Source organism: Yinghuangia soli (assembly GCF_021502675.1).
GTDB lineage: Bacteria > Actinomycetota > Actinomycetes > Streptomycetales > Streptomycetaceae > Yinghuangia > Yinghuangia soli.
In genome coordinates, this window is the sequence record NZ_JAKFHA010000040.1 from 25,445 (window position 1) to 43,050 (window position 17,606).

Annotated in this window: 15 protein-coding genes; 10 read left to right on the forward strand and 5 right to left on the reverse strand. The window is 73.1% G+C overall.

Features of this window, described 5'->3' with window-relative positions; translation table 11 throughout:
- The first annotated feature begins 28 nt into the window (after positions 1-28).
- Positions 29-1,195, forward strand: a complete 1,167-nt coding sequence (locus LZ495_RS37460; protein WP_372498702.1) for a 4-hydroxybenzoate 3-monooxygenase — start codon at positions 29-31, stop codon at positions 1,193-1,195.
- Between the two features lie 106 nt (positions 1,196-1,301).
- On the forward strand, positions 1,302-3,035 hold the full coding sequence (locus tag LZ495_RS37465) for a methyltransferase (RefSeq protein ID WP_235057646.1): 1,734 nt from the start codon (positions 1,302-1,304) through the stop codon (positions 3,033-3,035).
- Positions 3,036-3,105: 70 nt separating this feature from the next.
- On the opposite strand, the gene LZ495_RS37470 is transcribed toward LZ495_RS37465, so the two are convergent.
- The 4 genes from LZ495_RS37470 to LZ495_RS37485 form a co-directional block, all read right to left on the reverse strand.
- Positions 3,106-3,864, reverse strand: a complete 759-nt coding sequence (locus LZ495_RS37470) for a class I SAM-dependent methyltransferase (protein WP_235057647.1) — start codon at positions 3,862-3,864, stop codon at positions 3,106-3,108.
- A 184-nt stretch (positions 3,865-4,048) separates the two neighbouring features.
- Positions 4,049-4,996, reverse strand: a complete 948-nt coding sequence (locus LZ495_RS37475; protein WP_235057648.1) for an RNA polymerase sigma-70 factor — start codon at positions 4,994-4,996, stop codon at positions 4,049-4,051.
- Between the two features lie 52 nt (positions 4,997-5,048).
- Complete coding sequence (locus LZ495_RS37480) at positions 5,049-6,281, reverse strand: NAD(P)/FAD-dependent oxidoreductase (RefSeq protein ID WP_235057649.1); 1,233 nt, start codon at positions 6,279-6,281, stop codon at positions 5,049-5,051.
- Positions 6,282-6,359: 78 nt separating this feature from the next.
- Entirely contained in the window at positions 6,360-7,259 is a 900-nt protein-coding gene (locus LZ495_RS37485; protein ID WP_235057650.1) for a class I SAM-dependent methyltransferase, read from the reverse strand.
- 77 nt (positions 7,260-7,336) lie between these two features.
- On the opposite strand from LZ495_RS37485, the gene LZ495_RS37490 reads away from it, so the two are divergent.
- Both LZ495_RS37490 and LZ495_RS37495 read left to right on the forward strand, forming a co-directional pair.
- Entirely contained in the window at positions 7,337-7,921 is a 585-nt protein-coding gene (locus tag LZ495_RS37490) for a helix-turn-helix domain-containing protein (RefSeq protein ID WP_235057651.1), read from the forward strand.
- A gap of 99 nt (positions 7,922-8,020) precedes the next feature.
- On the forward strand, positions 8,021-8,914 hold the full coding sequence (locus tag LZ495_RS37495; protein WP_235057652.1) for a LysR family transcriptional regulator: 894 nt from the start codon (positions 8,021-8,023) through the stop codon (positions 8,912-8,914).
- A gap of 63 nt (positions 8,915-8,977) precedes the next feature.
- On the opposite strand, the gene LZ495_RS37500 is transcribed toward LZ495_RS37495, so the two are convergent.
- Positions 8,978-9,775, reverse strand: coding sequence for a hypothetical protein (locus LZ495_RS37500; protein WP_235057653.1), 798 nt, complete (start codon positions 9,773-9,775; stop codon positions 8,978-8,980).
- Between the two features lie 215 nt (positions 9,776-9,990).
- Between LZ495_RS37500 and pip the strand changes: the two genes are divergently transcribed.
- The 6 genes from pip to LZ495_RS37530 all read left to right on the forward strand — a co-directional run bounded on the left by pip (position 9,991) and on the right by LZ495_RS37530 (position 17,552).
- On the forward strand, positions 9,991-10,989 hold the full coding sequence (gene pip / locus LZ495_RS37505) for a prolyl aminopeptidase (RefSeq protein WP_235057654.1): 999 nt from the start codon (positions 9,991-9,993) through the stop codon (positions 10,987-10,989).
- A 132-nt stretch (positions 10,990-11,121) separates the two neighbouring features.
- A complete protein-coding gene (locus LZ495_RS37510; protein WP_235057655.1) occupies positions 11,122-11,625 on the forward strand; it encodes a cupin domain-containing protein in 504 nt (167 codons plus the stop codon).
- Positions 11,626-11,753: 128 nt separating this feature from the next.
- Positions 11,754-11,966 (forward strand): DUF4287 domain-containing protein, encoded by a 213-nt coding sequence (locus LZ495_RS37515; protein ID WP_235057656.1) that lies wholly within the window; start codon positions 11,754-11,756, stop codon positions 11,964-11,966.
- 90 nt (positions 11,967-12,056) lie between these two features.
- Positions 12,057-15,296: an ATP-binding protein gene (locus LZ495_RS37520; RefSeq protein ID WP_235057657.1), complete on the forward strand. Its 3,240-nt coding sequence runs from the start codon at positions 12,057-12,059 to the stop codon at positions 15,294-15,296.
- 341 nt (positions 15,297-15,637) lie between these two features.
- On the forward strand, positions 15,638-16,378 hold the full coding sequence (locus tag LZ495_RS37525; RefSeq protein WP_235057658.1) for a cyclodityrosine synthase: 741 nt from the start codon (positions 15,638-15,640) through the stop codon (positions 16,376-16,378).
- Positions 16,368-17,552 carry a cytochrome P450 gene (locus LZ495_RS37530; RefSeq protein WP_235057659.1) on the forward strand — a complete coding sequence of 395 codons (1,185 nt, stop codon included), beginning with the start codon at positions 16,368-16,370 and terminating at the stop codon, positions 17,550-17,552. Before LZ495_RS37525 ends, LZ495_RS37530 begins: the two co-directional genes overlap by 11 nt.
- Positions 17,553-17,606 lie beyond the last annotated feature (54 nt).

Sequence of the window (17,606 nt, forward strand, 5' to 3'; positions counted from 1 at the left end):
TGTCCGGGATACAGGCGATTCCACCGATGTGGTCATCCTGGGGGCGGGACCGGCCGGTCTCGTCCTCGCAAATCTCCTGCTGGACGCCGGAGTCGGATGCGTGGTCCTCGAACGCGCCGACCGCGAGCACGTGCAGACCCGGGCGCGGGCCGGGTTCCTGGCCGCGAACACCGTGCGCGTGCTGGAACGCCACGGCCTGGCCGACGGACTGCGCCGCGGCGGCCGGGAGCACAGCGTCTGCGAGTTCCGCACCGGGGACGGCCGCTTCCGCCTCGACTACAGCGGCCTCGGCCGCGGCGAACCGCACACGGTGTACCCGCAGCAGGAGTTGGTGACCGACCTGCTCACCCGGTTCCTGGCGGCCGGCGGCGATCTCCGCTTCGCGACCGAGGCGGTGGCCGTGCACGATCCGGACACCACACAGCCCTGGGTGGAGACGCGCGACGCCGACGGCCGCCCCGGACGCTGGACGGGCAGGTACGTGGCCGGCTGCGACGGCCGGCACGGCGCGGCCCGGCGTTCGCTGCCGCCCGGCGCGGTCCGCATCCACCGGCGCGACCACGGAGTCTCGTGGCTCGGCCTACTCGCCGAGGCGCCGCCCAGCCTCGACGCGGTCGGCTACGCCATGCACGAGCGCGGGTTCGCCGGGCACATGGCCCGCACCCCCGAGACCACCCGCTACTACCTCCAATGCGAGCCCGGCACTTCCCCCGCGTCATGGTCCGAGGAACGCATCTGGGACGAACTCACGGTCCGCATGCGCGCCGCGGACTACGGCGCGCTGCACCACGGCCGCATCGTGCAGAGCACCGTGGTCGACCTGGAGTCGGACGTCCTCGAACCGCTGCGCCACGGCTCGCTGTTCCTGGCCGGAGATGCGGCGGGCCTGATCAGCCCGTCGGCCGCCAAGGGCGCGAACCTCGCGGTGCTGGCCGCCGAGATCCTCGCCGAGGCACTGGTGGACGACCTCCGCAACGCCGACCCCGGACCTCTCTCCCGCTACTCGGCCCGCTGCCTGGCGCACATCTGGCGGGCACAGGAGTTCTCGCTCTGGATGATCCGGCTGCTGCACCGCGCGCCCGGGCAGGACGACGAGGCGCTCTTCCAGGAGCAACTCCGTCGCGCGCGCGTCGAATCGCTGCGCACCTCGCGCACCCACCAGGACTGGTTCGCCGACAACTACGTCGGCATCTGAGCCCGCCCGCTTCCCCGCACACCCGTACCGCTTCCCCCGGACTTCCCTCCCCGTCCTGCCGATACCGCGACCTGCCGCGGCGCACCGCCATGAGGATTTCTTCGCCATGACCGCACTCACGACCGCCTTCCCGCACCCGCCCGGTCCGCCGATCCCGAACGCGCACACCCGCGACGACGCGGTCCGGCTCGGCGAGGCGGTCGAGTTCGTCCGCCGGCAGGACTCGGCCGCACTGCTGTCCCTGCTGCTGCCCGGCCTGAACGGCCTGGAGCTGCGCGCGATGGCCGACCGCTGCCGCTTCGCGCATGCCGGGCTGCTCGTCTTCCCGGCCGATTTACCGGCGCTGTACGCCGAGTTCGCCGCGCTCGGCCTGACCGCCGACGACCCGCAGCCAAGCGTCGTGGTCCGGGACCGCCTCGCCGCCCGGCACCGGCGCGATGCCGCGGACCTCGACGTGGGGATCCTGCGTCCGGCGGTGGCCGGCCCCGAGGGGGAGCACCGGGCGGTCGAGGTCTTCGCGCTCGCCGTCCCGGCCGGCTCGGACCTCGCGGACATCGCCGGGCACGAACGCGAACGGGACCACGAGGCGCACCTGGCGTTCGAGGTGGACCGGCCCGACCCGCTGGTGCTGCGCGGCATGTGCGCGACCTTCGTACGACACGGCGCGGTCGCGGACGGCGGCGGCTACAACCCGCACGAGGACGGCACGGTCTTCTACTTCACCGCCCCGGCCGACTCCAAGGCGGGCTACCGGCGGCTGGAGATCTACGCCCGCGGCGACCACCGCCAAGTGCTCGCCCCGCACTTGGAGGACTACCAGCAGCGGCAGCCCGCCGAGACCCTCCTCCGCCTGCTGACGGGCGCGTGGACCACCCAAGCGCTGGCCGCGTGCGCGCAATTGCGGCTTGCCGAAGCGCTGGACACCGCGGACGACGTGGGCCTCGAACCGGCCGTGCTGGCCGAGACGGTGGGCGCCGACCCGCAGAACCTGGCGACGCTGCTGCGCTACCTGGTCATGCTGGGCGTCGCGGAGGAGGACGGCGGCCGGTTCCGGCTCACCGGTCTGGGCACGCTGCTGCGGGCGGACGCCCGCGGATCCATGCGGCCGCTCGCGCTCATGTACGGCGGGCCGTTCTACCAGTCGTTCGCGCTGCTCACCCAGGCCGTGCGGACCGGGCTGACCGGATTCGAGCAGCTCTACGGCGAGAACCACTTCGACTACTTCGCCCGCCACCCCGAACTCGCTGTCCGCTTCGACCAGTCCATGGCGGCCAGTGCCCGCATGTTCGACCCGCTGCCCGGGCACCCGGTCATCGCCCTCGCCGACAGTGCGGCGACCCCCCGGACGGTCGTCGACATCGCGGGCGGCACCGGCGAGTTGCTGCGCTGCCTGCTGACCGCGCGGCCGAACCTGCGCGGCATGCTCCTCGAACGCCCGCACGTCGTCGAGTCCGCCCGCGGCGCCTTCGCGGCGGCCGGCCTGGCCGACCGCTGCACGTTCCGGTCGGGCGACTTCGCGGACGTACCGGGCGGCGGCGACGTCTACATCCTGTCCCGCGTCCTGCACGACTGGGACGACGAGAAGTGCGAGGAGATCCTGCGGTATTGCGCCGACGCGATGCCTGCGGAGGCCGACCTGCTCATCGTCGAACGCCTGCTGCCCGCCGACGGTTCGCCGTCGCTGGCCACCGCCTGGGACCTCCACATGATGTGCAACGTCGGCGGCCGCGAGCGCCGCACCGACCACTACGCCCGCCTCCTCGGCAGCGCCGGCCTGCACCTCGTGGACACCGCCCCGCTCCCCCTCGGCGCAAGCGTCCTGCACGCCCGCAAGCAGTAGTCGGCAACAGGCTTGGTGGCCCCGGAAGTTCCTTCCGGGGCCATCAGCACCCGCGGTGGAAAGGTGACCGTCAGACCTGCGATGCCGACGGCAGGCGTGCCGTCATGTTGAGGCGCACGAAGTCGAGTACCGGGCTCGGGAGTCGGGCGGCGACGGTGCGGACGACGGACCGGCGGTCGGCTTCGGAGCGGTCGGCCAGGTAGGGGCCCAGTGCCGCAGCGTCGAGGAAGTCCGCGGCCTCTTCGCGCGTCTCGAAGGCGACGGGGGCGTCGACCAGCCAGGTGCGGACTCCGGTGAATCCGGATGCGGTAAGGCGGTCGGCGGTGTCTTCCGCGGTCGCGTACAGGTTGCGGGCGGCGGAGTCGATGCCCAAGTCGGCCAGGATGCCGTGGACTTGAGCAAGGCTGCGGTGTCCGCCGCATTGGATGGCCAGTTGCCCGCCGGGGCGCAGCACGCGGGCTGCCTCGGCGAAGAAGGCCGCGTGGTCGCGCACCCAGTGCAGGGCTCCGGTGGAGAAGACCACGTCGAAGGCGGAATCTGCGAACGGCAGCGGCTGTTCCAGGTCGACGCGCTCGAGAACGGTGCGGTCCTGCCACGCGCCCAGCCGGGTCCGGGCCTGCGCGAGCATGCTGGCCGAGAAGTCCACCGCGGTCACCGACGCCGCGGGGAACCTGCGGAGAAGCTCCTCGGTCACGCGGCCGCTGCCGCATCCGGCGTCCAGCACGGCCGAGTCGGGCGCGATGTCGAGAGCTTCGACCACACCGGCGCCCCAGGAGAGTTGGGCATCGCTGCGAGTGTCGTACGCCGAGCCTGTCCAGGTGTCCGTCATGCCGCCCAGGCTCCCGCAGAACCCGGCGGGCCGCAGGGGATTTTCGCCGGCCTGGTTGGTTGCACCGGTCACAGTCGCCGCGACGCCGCAGACCACACCGACGTCTTCGCCCGCCCGTGCGACAAGCTCGGCGGCACACGTCGGCCCCGACCGAAGGAGCGGTCGGGGCCGGCTGCGCGGGGTCTCAGTTGCGGCTGAGGGGGTTCGCCTCGTCGATGCGGGAGAGCTTCTCCGGGTTGCGGACGTAGTAGAGGCCGGAGATGCGGCCGTCCTCGATGCGGGCCGCCATGATGCCGTCCCGGTCGCCGTCCAGGTGCATGACCAGGGCCGGGCTGCCGTTGACCATGGTGATCTCGGTGACGATTTCCTTGGCGTACTTGGCGGTGCCGCCGATGATGAAGCGGGCCACCTTGTCGGCGCCCAGGATCGGGCGCACCGCCGCCTGCTTGATGCCGCCGCCGTCACTGAGCAGCACCACGTCGGGGGCGAGCATGTCCAGCAGGCCCTGGAGGTCGCCGCCGTCGACCGCGCTGCGGAACGACTCCAGGACCGCCTGGGACTCGCGCTGCGACACGGTCTGCCGAGGCCGGCGGGCATCGACGTGCTTGCGGGCGCGGTGCGCGATCTGGCGTACCGCGGCAGGGGTCTTGTCGACGGCCGCGGCGATCTCGTCGTAGTCGACGTCGAAGGCCTCGCGAAGCACGAAGACCGCGCGCTCGGTGGGCGACAGCGTCTCCAGGACGAGCATCATCGCCATCGAGACGCTCTCCGCGAGCTCGATGTCCTCGGCGACGTCGGGTGCGGTGAGCAGCGGTTCGGGCAGCCACGGCCCGACGTACGACTCCTTGCTGCGGCTGAGCGTGCGCAGCCGGTTGAGGGCCTGGCGGGTGGCGATCCGGACCAGGTACGCACGGCGGTCGTGGATCTGCGCGAGGTCGACCTTCACCCAGCGGAGCCAGGTCTCCTGCAGGACGTCCTCGGCATCCGCGGCCGACCCGAGCATTTCGTACGCCACCGTGAAGAGCAGGTTGCGGTGCGCGACGAACGTCTCGGTCGCGGGGTCGGACGCCGCCCGGTCGCCGGCGGGCCCGGCGGTGTCCTCGTCGGTCTGCTCGCTGCTCTGCTCGTTCATGCGCGTCTTCCCTGGGTGCGTAGGCGGTGGTCCAGTATCACGAAGCGGCTGGTCAGGAAGCCCGGGAGGGCACTCCTTCGCGGCCGGCCTGCATCGGCCCGGCCGCCGCGGCGGCTGTGCCCGCCTGCTTGCCCGCCTGCTTGCCCGCCTGCTTGCCGGCCTGCTTGTCCGCCTTGCGCCCTTCGACGGCCAGCTGCCACACGGTGCTCTTGCAGACCAGTTCCTTGAGCGCCGCACCCGGGCGGCCCGCCAGGTGCAGCCGCATGGCGCGGTCGTCCTTGTGCGAGAACTGGAAGATCCCGGCGCGGCGGCCGAGGCTGATGCACTGCCCGGCGAACTTCACGTGGGCCGGCGCGGGCTGCGCGCCGGCGATCCGGCTCAGCACGGTCTCGGCGGCCTGCGGACCGTACTGGACGGCGGCCTGGCAGCTCATCCGGGCGTCCAGGCCGGCCGGCGCGGCGGAGTCTCCGGCCGCGACGATGCGCGGGTCGTCCACGCTGGTCAGCGTCTCGTCGGTACGCAGGCGGCCCAGCGCGTCGGTGCTCAGCCCGCTGCGCGCGGCCAGGTCCGGCACCCCGAACCCCGCGGTCCAGACGGTCACTTCGGCCGCCACCACCCGGCCGTCGGCGAGCCGCACGGAGTCGCGCGTCACCTCGGTCACCTTGGTGTCCGGACCGTCGACCACCACGACGCCGAGCGCGGCCAGCCGCTCGGCCACCACGCGGCGGCCGCGGCGGTGCAGGTACGGGCCCAGCACACCGCCGCAGACCAGGGTCACCGCGCGGCCCTGCTCGGCGAGTTCGGCGGCGGTCTCGATACCCGAGGGCCCGGCGCCGACGACCGCGACCGGGGCCGCGGCAGGCGCGGCGTCCAGAACCGGGCGCAGCCGCTGCGCCTCTTCGAGACTGGCGATCGGGTAGGCGAATTCCGCGGCACCGGGCACTTGCGGGTCCGTGCTGCCGCTGCCCACCGCGTAGACCAGATAGTCGTAGCCGAGGGTCTCACCGCCGGCCAGCTCCACGCGGCGGCCGGCCGCGTCGATCCGCGTCACGCTGCCGACGAGCAGCGCGACGCGGTCGGCCAGCACCTTCTTGTACTCGGTGGTCGCGGCGTGCGTGCCGCCGGCCAGCTGGTGCAGGCGGATGCGCTCGACGAAGTCGGGGCGCGGGTTGACCAGCGTCACCGCCACGTCGTCGCGCTTGGCCAGGCGGTTGGCGGCCATGACTCCGGCATAGCCGCCGCCGATGACGACGATGCCGGTCTGCTGCGCGTTGGTGTTCGCCATGGTGGCTCCTCGGTCGTTCCCACTCGGTCGCCATCAAGACACCGCGCCCCCGGCCCCTGTGACAGGGTGTGACCCGGATCACTCAGGCCGGCTTGCGGCGAAGACCGTGGTGGCGGCGAGGAGGAAGACGTCCGGGCGGTGCCGGACGCCCTGCGGGGCGTCCGGGTCGGCGAGGACATCGAGGGTGCGGCGGTCGTCCGCGTCGAGGGCGCCGCCGAGGATGTCGCGCAGCCGCACCAGGTGGGCGTGCAGGAAGGCGCGCACGGACTCGGTCGCGGGGAGGTCCAGCACCTCGGTGAAGCTGCCGGTGCCGGCCAGGCCGGCCGCGGTGAGCATCGCGGGCCAGTCCTCGACCGCCGCCGTGCTGCCCGGGAGTCCGGCGCGCATCGCGGAGTACCAGTCCTCCGCGGCGGCATCCAGCCGGGCCTGCAGGCCGGGGCGCCCGATGCCGATGTCGCGCGGCAGGAAGCGCATCGGGAGGCCGCCTTCGGCCACCGCGAGCAGGCCGCCGGGCCGCAGTACCGCGGCGAGTTCGCGGAGGGCGTCCTGCTGGTCGCCGATGTGGTGCACGGCCTTGCTGCTCCACACCAGGTCGGCCGTACCGACGTCGGACGCGAGGCCGCCGGGCAGTTCGGCGTGCCGCACCGCGACGCGGCCGCCGAGGCCGAGGCGCTCGGCACGGGCCAGGGCGTGGTCGAGGAGCACCGGCGAACCGTCCGCAGCGACCGCTTCCGCGGCGCCGAATTCGGCGGCGAACACGCAGGTCATGACGCCGGGGCCGCTGCCGGCATCGACGATCCGGCGGACGTCGCCGCCCGCGCCGTGCAGGGTGCGCAGCCGGGCCGCGATCGCGCGGAGGACCGGGAGCTGGAGGTCGCCCGCGGCTTCGAGTTGCGCGGCCATGAAGTCCCAGTCGATGTCGGTGCTGCCGTGGCCGTGCGGTCGGCCGTGGCCCGGGGAAGTGTCGTGTGCAGTCATGCTGCGGAGCGTGCCTGCGCCGCGCGGTATCGGCAACGTTTGTTGCCGTTTCCGGGAAGCGGGGGTGGAATGCCCTCATGGACGACCCGAACGAGACCCTGCAGACCGTCCTCGACGACGTCGCCCCGCGGCTCAAGAGGATGCGGGCGCAGCGCGGCATGACCCTGGCGGCGCTGTCCGAGACCACCGGCATCTCGACGAGCACGCTGTCCCGGCTGGAGTCCGGGCAGCGCCGGCCGAGCCTGGAGCTGCTGCTGCCGCTGGCCGCCGCGTACCGGGTCCCGCTGGACGACCTGGTCGGGGCGCCCGAGGTCGGCGACCCGCGGGTCCGGCTGGTGGCCCGGCAGATGCCGTACGGCGGCCAGGTCGTGCCGCTGACCCGCAGCCCCGGGCCTATCCAGGCGTTCAAGATGGTCTTCGGCGACCGGGGCGAGCCCGACCTGAAGACGCACGAGGGCTACGAGTGGCTGTACGTGCTGGACGGCCGGCTGCGCCTTCTCCTTGCCGACCACGACCTGGTCCTCGGCCCGGGCGAGGCCGCGGAGTTCGACACGCGCGTGCCGCACTGGTTCGGCAGCGCCGACGGCCGACCGGTGGAAGTGCTCAGCCTGTTCGGCCGCCAGGGCGAGCGCATGCATGTACGGGCCAAGCCCAAGAGCTGAACCGCGGCCGAGCGAACCCCCATGCGGGAAGGGTCCTTTGACCAATTCTTGACGTACTGCCGCGCCCTCCGGCCGAAGCGGAATCACTAGCTTTCCCTGGTGACCTTGCAACAACTGCGCTACCTCGTCGCACTGGCCGAACACGGCAGCATTACGGCCGCCGCGGCGGCGCTGTTCACCGCGCAGACCGCGGTCGGGCGGGGCATCCAGGCGCTGGAACGCGAGTTGAAGGTCACCCTGCTGGACCGCAGCCAGGGCCGCATCACCCTGACCGCGGAGGGCAAACGCGTCGTCGCCCTGGCCCGCCGGACCCTGCAGGAAGTCGCCGCGATCGGCGCCCGGCCGCACCCGACTGCCGCCCCGGCGCCGCGGCGCACCGTGCGCGTGGGCACCACGGCCTCGGTGGCCATCCACATGATCTCCACGCTCACCCCGCGCTTCGCCGCGCTGATGCCGGACGTCGGGGTGGAGGTGGTGCGCTGCGGCGACCGCGAGCAGATCTTCGCGGGGGTGCGCGAAGGCACGCTGGACATCGGGCTGGCCAACCTGCCGTGCCCGGGCGACCTGGAGGCGGACCCGGTCGAGCCGTTCGAGGTGGTCCTGGTCTCGCCGGAGGCGACGGCTCTGCCGGATCCGGTGCCGTGGGAGGCGCTGGACGGACTGCCGATGATCCTCCCGGCCCGGAGCGGCACGCGGCGCGCCGACCTGGAGGAGTTCTTCGCGATCGCCGGCGTGCGGCCGAAGGCGGTCGCGGAGATCGACGAACGCGGCGCGTGGCTGGCCGGGGTGACGTCGGGTCAGGGCTCGCTGTTCTGGTACCGCGACCTGGTCGGCTGCTTCGGGTCCCCGGTCCGGGTCCGGCGGTTCGATCCGCCCATCCACCGCACCATGGGCCTGGTGACGGCGCGCCGCCCGCAGCCGCCCGAGGTGCGCGCGTTCAGCGTCTTCGCCCGCCAGGCGGACGGCCTGCGGCGCGGCGGCCGGGCCGGCTGACCCCCGGCATGCGCGTGTCCCGCCCGGCGCGCTGCCGGACGGGACGCACAAGCGCGGAACCGGCTACTCGATGACGACGCCGGCGTCCTTGTACTTCTGCTTGAGCTGGTCGAACTCGGCCTGGGTCAGCGTCGCGACGGACGGACCGGCCAGGTCCTTGAGGTCCTGCAGCGTGGTGTTGCGGGTGAAGCCGAGGCAGGCGATGCGGCCGGACGTGCCGATCTCCTTGAGGTGCCCGACGTAGCCCTGCTTCGGCGGGAGAGCGTCGCACAGCGCCTGGTCGGAGCTCGGGTAGACCTCGACGACCTTCCAGTGCGCATTGGTGCCGGTGCACGCGATGGGCAGGATCGGGTCGCGCACGATCGCGGTGGACACGACCGAGTCGATGCAGTCCTTGGCCTTGAGCATGCCGAGCACCGTGCCGCGCGTGGTGACCGCGGTGGGCGTGGTCGGCGGCGTGGTCTGCGGACGGGTCGTCGGCGGCTTGCTGGTCGGCGGCGTGCTGGGCGGCTTCGTCGGCGCGGTCGTGACCGCGGTCGGCCCTGTGGAGCCGTCGGTCTTGTCGTCCTTCTCGCCGTCGCCCTTGGTGAGCAGGACGACCGCGACCGCGATGCCGGCCAGCACCACGACGACCGCGATGATGCCCGCGATCATCGGGCCGCGCCCGCCACCGGGCGGAGGCGGCCCCATCGGGTAGCCGCCGTGCGGCGGCCAGCTGCCGCCGGGCGGACCGGGCGGACCGGGCGGCATGCCGCCGCCGGGGGGCGGACCGGGGTTGTTCCACCCACCACCGCTGCCGCCGGGCGGCCCGGGCACGCCGGGAGGACCATACGGGTACCCACCACCGTTGGGTATCGACATGCAGGCTCCTGAAGTTCGGTCCGGCCTCTCGATCGAACGCCCGGCTCCGGATGGCCGGGTCAGCCAACTGCCCTGTATCCGACGTCAGTTCGGATCTCCGTACGGCAGCAAAGCCGAGAATAGGCCGCGTCAACCCCTGGCGGGAGCCGAGCTTCCCTCACGTCCGCGAATCGAGACCGCCGCCCTGCGCAGGAGGCTGCGCCTACGGTGACCGGATGGATCCCGCAAACGAACTGCGCGCCCCCTACGACCCGGTCGAGCCGTACGCCGGCGGCATGCTCGACGTCGGCGACGGCAACCGCATCTCCTGGGAGGTCGGCGGGAACCCGGCCGGGAAGCCGGCGGTCGCCCTGCACGGCGGCCCCGGATCGGGCCGCGGCACCGGATCGGCACGCTACTTCGACCCGGCCGTCTACCGGATCGTGCGGTTCGACCAGCGCGGTTGCGGCCGCAGCACCCCGCACGCCGCCGATCCGGGCACGGACATGCGCCACAACACCACCGGGCACCTGGTCGCCGACCTGGAACTGCTGCGCGCGCACCTGGGCATCGAACGCTGGCTGATGTTCGGCGGCTCGTGGGGCTCGACGCTGCTCCTCGCCTACGCGCAACGGCACCCCGAGCGGGTGGCCGCCGCGGTGATCGCCGGGGTCACCACGACCCGGCGGGCCGAGATCGACTGGCTGTACCGCGGAGCGGCACGGTTCTTCCCGGCCGCGTGGGCGCGCTTCCGCGACGCGGTGCCGGAGGCCTCCGGGCACCCGGACGACCTGGCGGCCGGCCTGGTGGCGGCGTACGCCCGGCGCATGGCCGACCCCGATCCGGAGGTGCGCAGCCGCGCGGCCGCCGCGTGGTGCGCGTGGGAGGACGCCGTCCTCTCGCTCGAACCGCACGGCCCGCCGTCCCCGTACACCGACCGGGTGGGGGACGAGCGGCTCGCGTTCGTGCGCATCTGCACGCACTACTTCGCCCACGCGGCATGGCTCGACGAGGGGGAACTCCTGCGCGGCGCGGACCGGCTGGCGGGCATCCCGGCCGTGCTGGTGCACGGCGCCCTGGACATGGCCGGACCGCTGGAGACCGCCTGGGAGCTGTCCCGCGCGTGGCCGGGAGCGCGGCTCGACGTCGTGGGCGGAGTCGGGCACAAGGGGGGTGCCGAGATGCTGGACCGTATCGTGCGGGCCCTCGACGGGTTCGGTGCGCAGGACTGGTGACCACCGGAAATTGACCGGAAAAGCGTGAGATGGAATGCACCTGATCCGGGGTCTATTCGGGCACGTAGATTCTTCCTTGCGGCCCGGGATTCCGGGCCGCACGACGAGAAGTCACCAGCTCAGGAGCGTTCCATGACCACCGCAGCCGCGCAGCCGCAGTCCTCCGTCCTCGTCCGCGCCCAGGACGCCGAGCAGATCCAGGACGGCGCCACCAGCCTCATCACGCTGCTGGCCGACGCGGGCGCCACCGGGGGTGCCCTGACCGCCAACAAGGCGACGTTCAAAAAGGGTTCGCCCGGCGCGCCGGCGCACTTCCACACCAAGGCCACCGAGATGTTCTTCGTCCTCGAGGGGACCATGCGGATCCTGGTCGACGACGAGGTCCTGACCCTCGGCAAGGGCGACTTCCTCACCGTGCCGCCGACCGTGCCGCACGCGTTCGCCCCCGCGCCGGACACCGAGGCGGAGATGCTCGTGGTCTTCACCCCGGGGCTGCACCGCTTCGACTACTACCGCCTGCTCGAGCGCGTGTACCGCGGCGAGGCGACGGTCCAGGAGATCCGGGACAGCTCGGAGCAGTACGACAACCACTACTTCGAGAGCCCGGTCTGGCAGAAGGCGCTCGCCGAGCGCTGATCCCGTCCTATGGCGTGGATCACATCGGCGCGACCGATGATTGTGCGGCCGGCCTCCGGTCTACATGCACAAGAACGCGGCCTCCGGGCGCGCGGCACCGGACGCCACACGACGAATGGACGGCAGTCATGAGCGAGACTCCCAAGGGCCCGGCCTCCTACTACCCCTCGATCGAGAAGAAGTACGGACGCCCGATCTCCGAGTGGCAGGACATGATCCGCTCGTCGCCGCTGACCAAGCACATGGAACTCGTCGGCTGGCTCAAGGAGGAGCACGGGCTCGGCCACGGCCATGCCAATGCTCTGGTGGCCGGGACGCTCGCCGAGGACAAGGCCAAGTAGTCCCGCCCCCGGCGGCGCGGGCCCGCCGGTGCCTGCCGCCGCTGCGAGGCGGCCGACGGGCCGTTCCGCGCCGGTATGTACGGTGAAGCGATGCGCTACGGGGTTCTGGGTCCGCTGACGGTGTGGGACGGCGACGGCAGGCCGGTCACCGTCCCCGAGGCGAAGGTCCGGGCCCTGCTCGCCGACCTCCTCGTCCACGAGGGGCAACCGGTCTCCGCGGACCGGCTGGTCGACGATCTGTGGGGCGGCGACCTCCCCGGAAATCCGGCCAACGCGCTGCAGGCCAAGGTGTCCCAGCTGCGCCGCGTCCTGGGGCGCGACCGGGTGGTCCGTCAGATACCCGGCTACCGGCTGCACCTGGACCCGGCCGAGGACGAAGTGGACGCGGACCGCTTCCGCAGCCTGGTCGCCGCGGCACGGGCCGCGGCGGATCCCGGGACCCGGGCGGAGCTGCTCACCCGGGCCCTGGAGTTGTGGCGCGGTCCGGCGTACGCCGACTTCGCGGACGAGGAGTTCGTCCGCGCGGCCGCCCACCGGCTGGCCGAGCAGCATCTGTCGGTCCTCGAGGAGCAGGCCGAAGCCCGCCTGGAGTCGGGCGGCCACACCCTTCTGATCGGCGAGCTGGCCGACCTGGTCGCCCGGCATCCGCTGCGCGAACGGCTGCGCGCCGTGCAGATGCGGGCGCTGTACCTGGTCGGCCGGCAGAGCGAGGCCCTGGCGTCGTACGCGGACATCCGCGAGCGCCTGGCCGACGAACTCGGCCTGGACCCGGGCCCCGGACTCGCCGGCCTGCACGACGCGATCCTGCGCCAGGACCCTGCCCTGTCGCACACCGCGCCCGCCGAGGCCACCCCCGGACCCGCCCCCGCCCCCGTCCGGCAAGCGGACTCCCCCGCACCCGCCCCACACCGCCCTCCGGGCAACCTCCCCGCCGCCCTCACCGCCCTGGTCGGCCGTACCGAACCACTGTCCCGCATCGACCACTTGCTCGACGGCACCCGCCTGGTCACGCTCACCGGACCGGGCGGCGTCGGCAAGACCAGGCTCGCGGTCGCGGCCGCCGCGCAGCGCGCGGAAGCCGCGGGCGGCGGCCTGCCGGACGGCGTCTGGCTCGTCGAACTCGCCGGTCAGCGGGGTGATACCGCCGCACTGGTGGGGGTGGTGTCCGCGGCGCTCGGCATCCGCGACGACTCGCCCGCCGGGCAGCCGGGCCTCGGCACCCCCGCGGCACCCGCGGAGCGGCTCGCCGCGGCACTGCGCGACCGCCGCCTGCTGCTGGTGCTGGACAACTGCGAGCAGGTGGTCGAGGCGGCCGCCGAACTGGCCGGACTGCTGCTGCGCTGCGCCCCCGGGCTGCGCGTGCTGGCCACCAGCCAGGAGCCGCTGGGGCTGGACGGCGAGGCGGTCTTCCTCGTGGAGCCGCTCGGCCCGTCCGATGCGGTGCGGCTGTTCGCGGAACGGGCGGCCGCCGCGGCTCCGGGATTCACGCTCGACGGCGCCGACGACGCGGACCAGGCGGCGGTGGCCGAGATCTGCCGGCGCCTGGACGGCATCCCGCTGGCCCTCGAACTCGCCGCCACCCGGGTCCGGGCCCTCGGCGTCGCCGAGTTGGCGGTCCGCCTCGGCGACCGGTTCCGGGTCCTGACCGCGGGCCGCCGCGGCGCCCCGGCCCGGCAGCAGACGCTGCGCGCGATGATCGACTGGAGCTGGGACCTGCTCGGCGCACCGGAACGCGCCGTGCTGCGCCGGCTCGCGGTGCATGCCGACGGCTGCACGCTGGCCGCCGCGGAAGCGGTGTGCGCGGGCGGCGAGGTGCCGGGCGGCGAGGTGCTCGACCTGGTCGGCCGGCTCGTGGACCGCTCGCTGGTGGCCGTGGTGGACGGCCCGCGCGGCCCGCGGTACCGGCTGCTGGAGTCGGTGGCCGCGTATGCGACCGAACGCCTGCACGAGACAGGCGACTTCGCCGACACGCAGGACCGCCATCTCGCCTACTACCTGGCACTCGCGGAGGAGGCCGCCCCGCACCTGCACGGACCGGGACAGCAGGAGTGGCTCGGCCGGCTCGACGCCGAGGCGGCCAACCTGCGGGCCGCGCTGGACACTGCGGTGCACCGCCCCGAGACCGGCGAAGCGGCCCGCCTGGGCGCCGCCCTGACCTGGTGGTGGCTGCTGCGCGGACGGCTGACCGAGGGCCGCCGCACGATCGCCGCGGTCCTCGACGCCTCCCCCGGCGATGCCGAACTCCGGGTTATCGGCGATGCGTTCGTGATGCTCACCGGCGACCGGCCGGCAGTGGGCGCCTGTCCCGCGGCGGACATCCCCGACCCGGTCCGGCGCGGCCGGGCCCTGTGGCTCTTCGCGTACGCGCTGTTCAACGGCGGCGATCCCGCGGGCAGCGAGGTCCTCAACACCGAGGCGCTGGGCCTGTGCACGGACGCCGGCGACGAGTGGGGCGTCGCCGCGGCGCTCGCGCTCCAGGCCATGCACGCGTTCATCCGCGGCGACCTCGACACCCTGGTGGCGTCCGGGCTGAGCAGCGCGGGCCTCTTCCACGGCCTGGGCGACCGGTGGGGCGAGTTGCAGACCGTCACGCCGCTGGCCGCGCACGCGGAGATCAAGGGCGACTACCGGGAAGCCACGCGCCGCCAGCGGGATGCGCTGGGCATCGCCCGAACGCTCGGCCTGGAGACGGAGATCGCCGCGCGGCTCTCCGGACTCGGCCGGCTGGCGCTGCTCACCGGCGACTGGGAGCGGGCCCGCGAGCTGCACGAAGAAGCACGGCTCCGGGCAGTCGCGCAGGGCTACGTCTACGGCGAGGTGCACGCCGACATGGGGCTCGCGCTCGGCGCACGGCGCTCCGGGGCGCTCGACGAAGCCCGGACGCGGCTGCAGCGGCTGATCGACCGCTACGGCACCATCTCGTCCGCTTCCGGGCAGCACCTTTACCAGGCCGAGTCGGGCTTCACCGCGGAGTTGCGCGGCGATGCCGGGCAGGCTCTCGCCCATCAGCTCCGGGGGCTGGAATTCGCCGCGGAGATCGGCGAACCGCGGGCCTTCGCGCTTTCCTTCGAAGGCCTCGCGGGTGCCGCCGCGTTGTCGGCCGATGCCCGCCGGGCATCCTTCGGCGCGGCATTGCTCGGTGCCGCGGACGCGGCCCGGCGCAGTGTCGGCGCTCCGCTGCCGGAGGCCGAACGCGGCGACGTGGACCGCATCACCGCCGCGCTGACCGCACTTCTGGGCCCGGGTGCGTTCGCGGAGGCTTTCCGGGGCGGCGCGGGACTGCCGCCGGAGAAAGCGGCGGACGCGGCACGGGAGTTCTTCGCGAAGTAGCCCGGCGGCGGCGCAGCGCGCTCGGCGTCCTGTCGGATTGCACGAATCTTGTTCACAATCCCGCCGGCCGGCCCGGCCGGTCACCGAGTGCCGACCACCGGGCACCGGTCCGGCACTTCGCCCCGGCGCCCCCGACCCGGCGCCCACCAGGCGGTTTGCCCGCGGAAATCCCGCTCCCGGCCGGTCTTGTACGAATCGGGGCCCGCGGCGGCTTGCACTTTCCGGGCGTATCCGCTTGCCGTTGACACTCTCCGGAGCCGTACGTTGACTGATCGCGGTGCCGCCACACCAGGAGCACGGGGCTCCGAGGGACTAGCGGCGCACGCAAAGGACGCTCTCCCGTGACGACAGCGACCGATTACTTATCCGGAACACGCGCCACAACGGCCGCTCTTTTCGAGGTCCGGCCCTACACGCCGCATTGCGGCGTCATCCGCGCCGAAGGCGACCATGCGGTCATCGGCATATCGCCGGGCAACAGCTATTTCTCCGCGCAGCGGATACTCGACCTGGCCCGGTGGGGGCTCGCCGAATTCGACCGCGTCGACCTCGTCTATACCGACCTGCATGTCGCGGAGATGTACGAGGCGCTCGGCTACGGCAGCGACGACGCCCGCCGCAAGGCCGTCAAGAATCTCCGCGGTGTGCGGGCCAAGGTGACCGCCGCGGTCGAGACCTCGGGCGGCGGCAGCGGGCGGCTGCGCGGCCATGCGATGTCGGACTTCACCGAGATCCCGGCGTACCGCGCGATCCACCACCATCTCAAGGAACTCCTGGCGGACGACGAGGACTTCCGGCGTACCTGCGACGCCCTGGTGGACTCCTTCCTGACCGCGAAGGTGCTCGACGGCCGGGCGGGTACCGCCCGGCAGCGCGAAGTGTGCCTGGAGTACGTGTGCGCCGAGGCGCCGCTCTTCCTGGACACCCCGGCGATCCTCAAGGTGCCGTCCTCGCTCAACTGCTACCACCAGCTCCTGCCGATGGCCGAACTGCTCTACTCGCGCGGCTCCGGCCTGCGCGCGTCGCGCAACCAGGGCCACGCGATCGTCACGCCCGCCGAAGGGGAATCCGATGGACGTTGAGACGCTGACCGAGTTCCCGTTCTCCTGGCGCGGCGACCGACTGCCGGACGAGATCGAGGAGTTGCGCGCCGAACCGGTCAAACGCGTGCGCACGATCGCGGGCGACGAGGCATGGCTGGTCTCCTCGTACGAGCTGTGCCGGCAGGTCCTGGAGGATCCGCGGTTCAGCCTGAAGGACACCTCGGCCCCGGGCGTGCCGCGGCAGTACGCGCTGACGATCCCGCCCGAAGTCGTCAACAACATGGGCAACATCACCGGTGTCGGCCTGCGCAAGGCGGTCCTCAAGGCGATCAACCCCAAGAGCGAGGGCCTTGAGGACTGGATGCGGCAGTACGCCGCCGAGCTGGTGGACGGCCTGGTCGCGAGCGGCTCGCCGGTCGACCTGCGGCAGCAGTTCTCCAACCCGTACTCGGAGGCGCTGCACTGCCGCATCCTCGGCGTCCCGTTCGCGGACGCGCCGCGGCTGGCGGCGAGCCTGGACATCGCGTTCATGAACTCGGCCTGCCCGGTCACCGGCGCCAAGCTCAACTGGGACCGCGACATGGCCTACATGGTCGAGCGGCTCGACGACCCGGCGACCACCGGGCTGATGGCCGAGATCGCGGCGCTGCGCGCCGACCCGGACTACGCGCACCTGACCGACGAGATGCTGGCCACCGTCGGCGTGACCTTCTTCGGCGCGGGTGTCATCTCCACGTCGGCGTTCCTGACCATGGCGGTCTTCTCGCTGCTGCAGCACCCCGAGGTGTGGGCCCAGTTGCGGGAGGACCCGAGCCGAATCCCGGGCGCGGTCGACGAGCTGCTGCGGGTCAACCTGTCCATCGGGGACGGCCTTCCGCGGCTCGCGCTGGACGATGTGAAGCTGGGCGATGTGCTGGTCCGCAAGGGCGAGTTGGTGCTCGTGCTCGTCGAGGGGGCGAACTTCGACGAGACGGTGTTCGACGACCCGCACCTGGTGGACATCGGCCGCGCCAACAGCAGTGCGCACCTGTCGTTCGGCGGTGGCCAGCACTATTGCCCGGCCACCGCGCTGGGCAAGAAGCACGCCGAGATCGCGATCGCGACGCTGCTGGAGCGCACGCCGAAGCTGCGGCTCGCCGTGCCGGTCGAGCAACTGGTGTGGCGCACCGGGTTCATGAAGCGCATGCCGGAGCGCCTGCACGTGATGTGGTGACCGCGGTGCGGCCCGGGTCCCCCACCCCGGGCCGCTTCCGCTCGCGGGCGCGGC